The organism is Rhizobacter sp. P2_H3 (assembly GCF_056403355.1).
Window position 1 is genome coordinate 1 of the sequence record NZ_JBFUFQ010000501.1, and the last position, 1,079, is coordinate 1,079.

The following is a 1,079-nucleotide window of genomic DNA, read 5'->3' on the forward strand; positions in this document are numbered from 1 at the left end:
GCATTTTGGCCCGCGGCCTCTTCTGCGGAGTGCATTGGCATTCGCGGGCCTCTAGAAGCTGACATGGTCCGCGTGCCTCGAGTGCACGGCACGCGCGCGCCGCCGCGTTCGCGTCAAGTCCGCCGAATGTTCTCCTTTGAGCTATCACTTTGCACCAAGGCTTGTTGCATCGGCCGGTGCCAAGTCTCTTGGGCGCGAAGCCAAAGAGGAGCCGCCCGGATTGCCGCGTCGATTTACTTTCCGGACACTAGCACTGTCGATTCTCACAGGCAGGCCACATCATCAGGCTAGCAGGGCGAAAGAGATTTCTGAACTCTCGTCATCAGACAACTATGAAACATATTGCAAATGTTTTGGTAGGGGAAAGCACAACTTTCAGCTCCGGCGTATATTGCTGACCTCGCCAGTTGCCGAGCCTGCGACTCCATTTGTCCTCTGTTGCTAGAAGACGTGCAGCCTGCTCTGGACTATCACTCGACCCCTCTAGCCGCTTGAGTTCTTCGCGCCAACAATGCGCAATGCGAGCGGCCGCGAATAGTCCTGCCTGACTCAGTGTTAAACGCTTCAAATGCCAGCCTTGTGATGAATCTATACAGAGATTCTCGAGCGAATAATCCTCTGGAAATTGAGTTCTCCAGAGGCTGCAAATATGAATCTCAAGTGGCACTACACTCGAAGTTGGAAATATTGCGCCAGTGCTTAGATTCGCAAAGAAGCCAAGATATTCTGAAGGAGGAAGTTGGAGCGAAAGAAAATGTCGAATGCGTTCGATATTTAGATTATCGCCTGTACCTTGAAGACCAGAAAATACGGTATTTGGGGCTCCACTGATTGTGCAAATTTGCATTTGCGATTGATTGCATCGATTTCGCTGCTCCAAAATATCAAATAAAATCCTCCCCCTTATTCTATGGTGCTCCAGCCCCAGTTCTTTAGAGGGATCAGTTGGGCCCCACTCGGATTCATCATGCAAACTAATGTCGTACTTCTTTGATAGCCGCTGAATCCCTTTGTATGCCTCGACAATCTTTTCGATATTATCCGGACAGCGCCAACGTTTTTGTGACAGTCCTGCGCCC

At 50.7% G+C, this 1,079-nt stretch carries 1 protein-coding gene; it reads right to left on the reverse strand.

Translation table 11 applies throughout. The features are described 5' to 3' along the window. Positions 1–322 precede the first annotated feature (322 nt). Positions 323–1,079, reverse strand: a 757-nt coding sequence (locus AC1D1T_RS32640; protein WP_477993507.1) for a hypothetical protein, incomplete at its 5' end; no start/stop codon positions are given.